Source organism: uncultured Roseobacter sp. (assembly GCF_947501835.1).
GTDB lineage: Bacteria > Pseudomonadota > Alphaproteobacteria > Rhodobacterales > Rhodobacteraceae > Roseobacter.
In genome coordinates, this window is the sequence record NZ_CANMXR010000016.1 from 54912 (window position 1) to 62830 (window position 7919).

The window sequence follows — 7919 nt, forward strand, 5'->3', positions numbered from 1 at the left end:
TGATTATGCGGCGAGCGGACCTGTCTGGGCCTTTGCCGGGGTGAGCGCCTGCGCGGCGAAATCCTTGAAACGGGAGAGGCCGTCCAGATCGAGGCGACCCGCGACAGCACCCGCTGTGGTCTCGTGGGCCATCCAGCGGGTCAGGGCGGCAGGGGTCAGATCGTCGGGTGCGATCATGTCGATCAGACCACGCGCGGCGAGCGGTTCGGCCCGCAGGATCTGTTCACGTCGCGGGGTGACACGTGGCACAATCAAGGCCGGGCGTCGCAGCGACAGGACTTCGCAAATGGTATTATAGCCACCCATCGCGATGATCCGCGCGGCGTTCTGCATCAGGCCCATCGGTTCGGACAAGAAGTCGACAACACTCACCTCCGGGTGCGATTTGGCCAGTTGTGCAATGTCTGCACGGCTTTGGGCATCCAGCTGGGTCCCGGTGATCAGGATGCCCCTATGTCCGTCCGGCAGACGCGCCTGAAGGAAAGCCCTGCAGAGGCGAACACCGTCACGCCCCCCACCCACGGTGCAGAGCACATAAGGCCGATCATCGTCGCCAATCACCTGACGCTGGGACGCCTCCGCCTGCGCCGCGACGGGCGCAATGTCGCGCTGCAGATATCCGGTGAACCGGGCCTTGGCGCTGATCAGATCGCCAAGCTGGTATTCGTCGATCAGATTGTAGAAGTTTGGGTCACCATAGATCCAGATGTCGGAATAATAGGCTGAGATCGCCTCGAAATTGCGCTGCCGCAACCATTGGCGGCGCACCTTGTCACGCGTATCAATGACATCGCGCAGACCCAGAACGACACGCGCATCCGTTTTACGGGCGAGCCAGGACAGGGTTGGCTCCAACTCCCCCTGCGCGCCCCGCGGGACATTGTCGACGATCATCAGATCCGGGCGGAACCCTTTGACGGCGGCATGGATCATCCGGGCCCGCATATCGGCCAAATGGCGCAGATCGATAGACAGCTTGCGCGACCGGTAGCTGCCATCGCTCTGCTTGGCGTAGGCGGGCAGGGTGATCAGATCGACGCCATCCGGAATATCAAACGCCCCTGCCTCATGCATGCCGGCGATCAGCAGGACATCTGGGGGACATGGCAGCGACTTCAGAGCGCGGGCCAGCAAAAGGTTACGGCGCAAATGACCGAAGCCGAGGGTGTCATGAGAATACAAAACGACGCGGGGGGCGCTGTTCGCAGGGCGCGGGCTCAATTGGTCAAGCGAGGTGTCGTGTATCATCATCCGATCGCTCCTTCTGACGGCGCTGCGTAATGCGGGCGCCCTTCCTGAAGAAGTTAGAGGTCGATGACTGCGGGTGTCATAAAACTGTGATTAAAGTGTCATGAAGCGTTTGTGAAAATTAGATGACAGCGGGTGATTATCTGATCTGCCCCTGCGAACTGTGCTGCCAGCCGCATTCTGCAACCCGCTGGTTTGGCGCGCGATGAACACTATCCTGCCACCCATTTACAAACCTCCGATCCGTTATGGAATGAAGCAGAAGCTCTTACTGCGGGCGCACGATAACCGGAAGATATTGGATCTCGACAGCTGGAGTTAGGAGATCGCATCGGAAGCTGACTGCAGGCAACCCCAGGCCGATTAGAAATGGCCCAGCGACCGAGCAACGGATGATCGCACCTTCGTACGAGCACTTCTGGGTACTTATTTTTGAGCCAGAACCAATGATTGAAGGGCCTTCGAATGACCCGAAGGTAGCAGGTATCCAAGCCGAGCAGCTTTGCAATGGGTTGGGCGTCTTTAGCAGGCTGTGCGCGACGACCGGGAGGGCGAAATCCCGAGACCTGATTTTTGCACAGCAAGCGCCACATCCTTCGTCTTGGGGTCGCAAGAAAGCAGATTTACCAAACAAGCGCTCGAACAGTTTAAGAGTGCGCGCTTCAAGGTAACCGACGCCTGTGACCGGATGGGCATGCGCCTTGGAGGATCAACCCTGCTCCGTCCCGCAAGGAGGATGAGACCCTCTGACAGGCTCGACCCGGTTGTTCCCGCCATCTTCAGGACCGTGATATACGCCTATCGCTATTTGCTGCCGGTCTCAATCTGATACGCCCAAGGACTTGCTCCTCGACGACCTGAAAATCGAGTGGACGAAAAAAGCACGCAGCTCCTCGAGGGGAGGGATGGATTGATCACTCCTCCGCTGGTTGCACGGCCCGCTGATAGAGATGCCATGTGGTGTGGCCAAGGATCGGCAGGGTGAAGATCAGGCCCAGAAACGCCGGAACCAGCGACAACAGCATGGTGACCGAGATGATCGCCGCCCAGGTGAGCATCACCACGGGGTTTTCCGCGACGACGCGAACGGACGTTATCATGGCGGAAACGAAATTGGTTTCCCGATCGAGCAACAGGGGCATGGCGACGACGGTCACCGAGAACAGTACAGCCGACAGGAGTGCGCCTACGCAGGTGCCAATGGCAAGGAAGGTCCAGCCCTGTGGTGTGAAGAACACGGTGTTCAAAAATCCATCGAAATCAGAGAAGGATGAATCCTGCAGGACGATTACCAGTACGGTTCGGAACTGATACACCCACACCCAAAAAATAAACAGCGTGACAAAGGCCATCCAGCCCATTTCGCGCTTGCGTTGATTGGCCATGACGGTGAGGATTTCAGGCCAGCCGAAACTTTCTCCCTTCTGCAACCGACGGGACATTTCATAAAGCCCGGCGGCGGCGAAGGGTGCCACCAGCGGAAAGCCGACGACGGCGGGAATGATCATCCAGATCTTTTCGAGCCAGACCAGGCACCAGACAAACAGAATTCCGAAAACCGCATAGAACAGGCCGAAGAAGCCGCTCATGACGGGGCGCGCCAGAAAGTCCGAAAATCCGGCCTTCAGCGACGCGGCGATATCATTCGCGGTCACCTTATTGACCTTGGGCATGGCGCCCTGCGGCGGCGTCAGATTTTCCGGTGGTTTGGAACCTGCGGTCTTGGACATCATGACACACTCCTCCCAAAGCATGGCACCGCGATGGTCCGTTTGCCAAAGACCCAGCGGTGAAACAGACATCCCTCCTACGCATACAAGTTTGCATCAGGTGAGGCATAAGGGCAAGGGCGGAGTATGGCGCCTAAGTCCGGCATTGCATGAGTTCGACCAGTTCTAAACTTTGCGACTGCAGCGAATGGTTGGTTTGACGGAGCACCTCAGCGACAGTTGCGTCAGGCGAACGGTAGGAAGCCGACGTTCAATTCCGATAATTTACAAGCCACCAAAGAAGCTCCCATTCCGCACCGCAAAAACTTGCCCACTTGAAAAGCTAGGCGCTCATAAGCAGGTCTGCGTTCAATCCAATCCAATCCAATCACGCTAAAGTCTTGTAGTCTTTTCAAATGGTGTCACCGTATGGGGCAAACGGGGAAAACGTAAATGCTCAGATTTCTAATTCATGTCTTACAACCGCCGACCCGCGATGAATGGAAGACGTCTTGGCAAGGCATAGCTGTGGGCGGCGCTTTCGCACTACTATTGCTCGCCGGTACATTTGCTGAAGAAGAATCTAGATCCTTCGTCCGGTATGCAATTGACGGTCTTTTTCTCTATTTGATCACCTTCTTGGGCGTTATCGCTAATCGTATCGCACGTGATTAAAGAAAAAAATGAGCAACTTGTAGAGGTACGGCTTGGGCTCGAAAGCAGTCATTGGCTCCTATTCTTTCAAATCCCATCGCTGTGATTTGCAGTGTCTCTCTGCTGCTCTCATTGCTGCCTCACGGTCTCGAAACTCTTCTGGCAAGACAGTATTTTGCCCTTGAATTTAATCGTACCCTTCTTGCTGATAGCCTCATAACTGATTGTCGCATGCGGTTTTCCCAATGCTGCGACCTAATGTTTCAGGCGGTGTGAGTGTCCGCTATTCGGCGTTGCAAAGCGTCAAATGCGTTTGCTAAGTGAGTTGGTTGAAAACGGCTTGGCGTTCCTCACCTTTGATATCACGCAATGCGTAAAGCGTGATTGTACTGCTTACACCTTTGTTTCGTAGGTCGACGACATAACTTAACAATTCTTCCTTATCCCAGCGCATAAGGTCTCGCAGGCACCAGCCTACGCCAGTCTGTACCAGATGTTCCCGGTCGTCGATCAGAGAGTCACAGTTCGCCAACGCCACATCCTTGTACAATCCTGACTTGGCAACCTTGCGGGTGAAGATGACGACACTTGCCCGCCGTAGCCAGGGATCATTGTCGTTGTTCCAAGATCTCAGCAGGTTAATCAGTTCAGCATCATGGGCCTGCAGAATCAGCCTCAGAAGTGACCCGGTATACGCATCGATCTTGCTCCACCCATGAAGACCTCTGATCAATGCTTCTAAAAGACCAAATTGGTTGGGTGAAAAATAGTCCGACGCCTGTTCAAGCAACGCCAGTGCGACAGTCTTTTGTTCACCGTATCCGGAGCTGATAAGACGCTTGGCCAACTCAATCTTCTGTTCTACGTCCAAAAGTGCAAAGTTAGTTTTGAGATCAGTTATTTCCCGCTTCATTTCCGGGGCTCTGACGCCATATCCGAGGTAACGTGGGTCAGGCTCGTTGGCATCCGCAGCGTAAGGCGAAGCTTCACCTAAAGCGCTAAGCCTAGAAGCTACGATGTGATGCAGCTTATCAATGACCGGGTCGCTCTCCAGCTTCTCCATGGGAAAATACTATACTGGACATTTGCGACCAGCAAGCAAACAGCGGGAAAGTTCGCCTTCTTCATGGTCATCATCGCCGCTTTCATCGGGACGCAGGATTTGGGGCAGGAGTTGCAACGCACGCTGGCCGGAACGGACCTGGGCAAGAACTTCGTGCTGGGGATTTGTGTCTCGCTGATGGCTTTGACATTCGACCTGACGATCCTGAAGTGGGCATCGGATCGCAAGAAAGCCCTGGGGTTGGGCGGCTAGAAGTGTGAGTTGTCTGATTCGGCTAGTAAGCGGTGGCACGCAAGAACTACTGGCTTTTGCGCTTGCAGATGGTGCAACCGCCTATGAAACGCGTCGTGTTTGGCGAAGGCTGATTGGTTTAGACTGCAGGCGAGTATCAAATTGGCGTATTTTGCCTCATGTATTCTGGGCTTACCTTGTTGAAAAACCCTGAAGATGGACATGATCAAATACGTTTCAAACGATGCTTAAGTAGCACTTGTCTCGAGTTGCACCAAACACGCCGTCGACCACGCCATTCTTAAACTAACAAGTACATACCAATTCCCAACTTCCCCAAGGTTGGCGGGAAAGGACCGTTTCTGGGCAGAACGCAATACAGCCCCACAACTCTGAGTTACTTTTGTGCTGCAAATGCAAATGTCGGCATTGCGGCCCCAGAGCCGACCTTGAGCATAATCTCCGAATGCTGCGGACGCAGCCCGCTTACCGGACGTTCGATTTTTTATTTGTCATGCAGATTTTCCTACGGACAGCCGCGTGTCAAACAGGTCCAGCGGCAGTATATGAACTGTACCTATTGGCTCCTCGTCCTCTTCACGATTGATGCTAAGCGGCGGCGACGCGCCAAGGCGAAACGAATACCCGCCTTGGCGCAAATCCTGTGGTCAGAACCGGAAGCTAGCCGCATTAAGATTGGCAATGTCGACGCCAGTCAGGGTGATCCTCAGCCCGGCGCCATCGTCGATCACGGCGTTTGCACCTGCCTGCGTCAGGTGGTTTTCCACGAGGTCGCTAAAGTTTGCAATCGCCGAGACCCCGGAGAGGTCGATCAAGTCCTCGTTGATGGTGAAGTCGGTGATCGTGTTGTCGCCTTGGTTGTTGTTGAAAACGAACCTGTCCGAGCCCGTACCACCTGTGAAGACATCTGTGCCGAGGCCGCCACGCAGTTCGTCGTTGCCGGCGCCGCCATCGAGCGTGTCGTCGCCATCATTGCCACGCAGTACATCGTTCCCGGCGCCGCCTTTTATGATATCGTCACCGTCATTGCCACGCATGACGTCGTTACCAGCGCCGCCCTCGATGGTATCGTCACCGTCATTGCCGCGGATGTCGTCGTTGCCGCCAAGACCAAGGATACGGTCGCTGTCACGCGTGCCAGTCAGCACGTCATCGCCATCGGTCCCGCGGATCACTTCGGGCTGCACCAAGGGGGCAGCATCCAGAATTGCGAGCTTGATGATACCTTCGTCACCGACCAGCGTATAGCACACTGCAACTTTACCGTCGCGCAGCGACGTGGTGTCGATCTGGACGCCGTTCTCATCGGCCAACAAAAAGGTGTCGCCCACAGGCGTGGCAGTGGAATCGAACCGCTGGCCGCGAATCTGAAGCGGCACGACGTCCTTGTCATAGAAGACGATAAACCCGCCATCATCAAGCGCGGCGATTGCCGGTTCGTTGTTGTTGTCACCGACCGGCCCGGTCGAGGCGACGTTCACGTTTGCCGCCAGCACGTCGCCTTGCGCATTGAACAACTGCAGCACGACATCCTTGTCGACGTTGCTGTCCTCGGTATAGGCGACAACGAACCCGCCGCCCTTGAGCGCCTCTATGTTAGCGTCATAAGTGATTGGGCCTGCTGGATTGATCTTGACCAGTCTCTTTTCGTTGCTGTCCGTCCCGATGATGCGCGCTTCAAGCCCGCCACTGGCATCCTCATCACGATCGGTGTCATGCAGCAGGACGATATCGCCGTTTTCCAGCGTGGTTGATTCCAGGTTGTCATCACCGGCCGCGCGCGAGCCGAGCCAGCGGACCAACTTCACCTCGACCTCACTGTCGTGATCGGTTTTGTTGTGCTGACGCAGTCTGTCCGAAGTAGTCAAGCTAAAAAGGACACCGGTCGGAACGCTAGTCGTGCTGTGCGCCATCCACCCATCGCTGCCGTTTTTTGCCAAATCGTAATCAAAAGACCTCGTCCAAAATCCGCCAAGAAGGTTGGTCGACTGGACGGATACGGTGCCGCTGGTGCTGATCCGAAAGACCCTGACAGTGGGGCGGTCTTGTTCACGCCGGAAGTCCGCATCCGCCAGGATCGCGACTCTGCCGCCGCTCAGTGCGACCATGTCGAGGTTCTTGGTATCGGTCTCTGCCGGAAAATCGAAGAGCGGCTGATCCGCGATCTTGTTGCCGTCAGTGTCGAACAGCTGGCCACGGATGTGAAACCCGTCACCCGTGCCAGGGGCACCGCCGACTTCGGTCATGAAGGCGACAAGAATGCGGCCATCCGACGGCTGGACGACCTTTGGGACCGATGCGGTTGGCGTGGTGTTCACGCGCAGGGGCGCGACGAGAATTTCGGGTGTAGTACTCATTAACAGACTCCTCACGAAAATGACTTTTAAGCGGTACGATTCGCGAGCACCTTGCCCGCAAGGGGGGCCTTCGCAGCTGACCGTTGTCACAAGCGTTGTATTGATCGTTGTTTTTTAACCTTTTGGTCTTGGCGCCCTGAGAGAGTGGCGAATAGATCGGCATGGCGGCGGCTACCCACACTGTGACCGTATCTTCGTTTCGAAAGCTCGTTGACCTCCAAAGCTATGTGAGCGTCCGTTGAACCCGACCTAACGCGTTTCGTTGACGGAGGCTAAGTGTCGACCATCAGTGGTGGACACTGTGAGGCACTCTATGAGTAGGCGGAAGAAGCGGTTCTGTCGCGGCTTGCTTGGCTGGATGTAGAACAAGCCAATCCCAGCCTTCTCTGCCCAATTCTGCAGCCCAAATTGAGTCCAGACCCTAGTTAGCCAGCCAAGTCCTTGTGGGTAACATCAAGTTCTAAGTGCTCGTTAGCGGCGTTAAGTCGCTCTACCGAGTATAACCTTGACATCTCTGAAATTGGAACAGGCTTTCCAACAAGATGCTGGGCTTGCCCTAAGGTCCGCTCCGAGCCCTGTTTGCCATTTGACCAGCGCCTTGACTTGTACCAGTTTCCACATGAACAACCGCGTCGT

Annotated in this window: 5 protein-coding genes and 1 pseudogene; 2 read left to right on the forward strand and 4 right to left on the reverse strand. The window is 55.6% G+C overall.

All coding sequences use genetic code 11. The features are described from left to right. Nucleotides 1–3: 3 nt before the first annotated feature. Nucleotides 4–1251: a glycosyltransferase gene (locus Q1A20_RS23135; RefSeq protein ID WP_299409745.1), complete on the reverse strand. Its 1248-nt coding sequence runs from the start codon at nt 1249–1251 to the stop codon at nt 4–6. 529 nt (nt 1252–1780) lie between these two features. Between Q1A20_RS23135 and Q1A20_RS26175 the strand changes: the two genes are divergently transcribed. Beyond that, complete coding sequence (locus Q1A20_RS26175) at nt 1781–2077, forward strand: hypothetical protein (protein WP_367180960.1); 297 nt, start codon at nt 1781–1783, stop codon at nt 2075–2077. 85 nt (nt 2078–2162) lie between these two features. On the opposite strand, the gene Q1A20_RS23140 is transcribed toward Q1A20_RS26175, so the two are convergent. Together Q1A20_RS23140 and Q1A20_RS23145 are read right to left on the reverse strand one after the other, a co-directional pair. Further along, nucleotides 2163–2981, reverse strand: coding sequence for a DUF2189 domain-containing protein (locus Q1A20_RS23140; RefSeq protein ID WP_299409747.1), 819 nt, complete (start codon nt 2979–2981; stop codon nt 2163–2165). Nucleotides 2982–3927: 946 nt separating this feature from the next. Continuing rightward, complete coding sequence (locus Q1A20_RS23145; protein WP_299919001.1) at nt 3928–4674, reverse strand: DNA alkylation repair protein; 747 nt, start codon at nt 4672–4674, stop codon at nt 3928–3930. A gap of 51 nt (nt 4675–4725) precedes the next feature. Between Q1A20_RS23145 and Q1A20_RS23150 the strand changes: the two are divergent. Further along, nucleotides 4726–4926: pseudogene (locus Q1A20_RS23150) on the forward strand (hypothetical protein); the annotation flags it as partial. A gap of 647 nt (nt 4927–5573) precedes the next feature. On the opposite strand, the gene Q1A20_RS23155 reads toward Q1A20_RS23150, so the two are convergent. Then, entirely contained in the window at nt 5574–7373 is a 1800-nt protein-coding gene (locus Q1A20_RS23155; RefSeq protein WP_299919003.1) for a hypothetical protein, read from the reverse strand. Nucleotides 7374–7919: the final 546 nt, after the last annotated feature.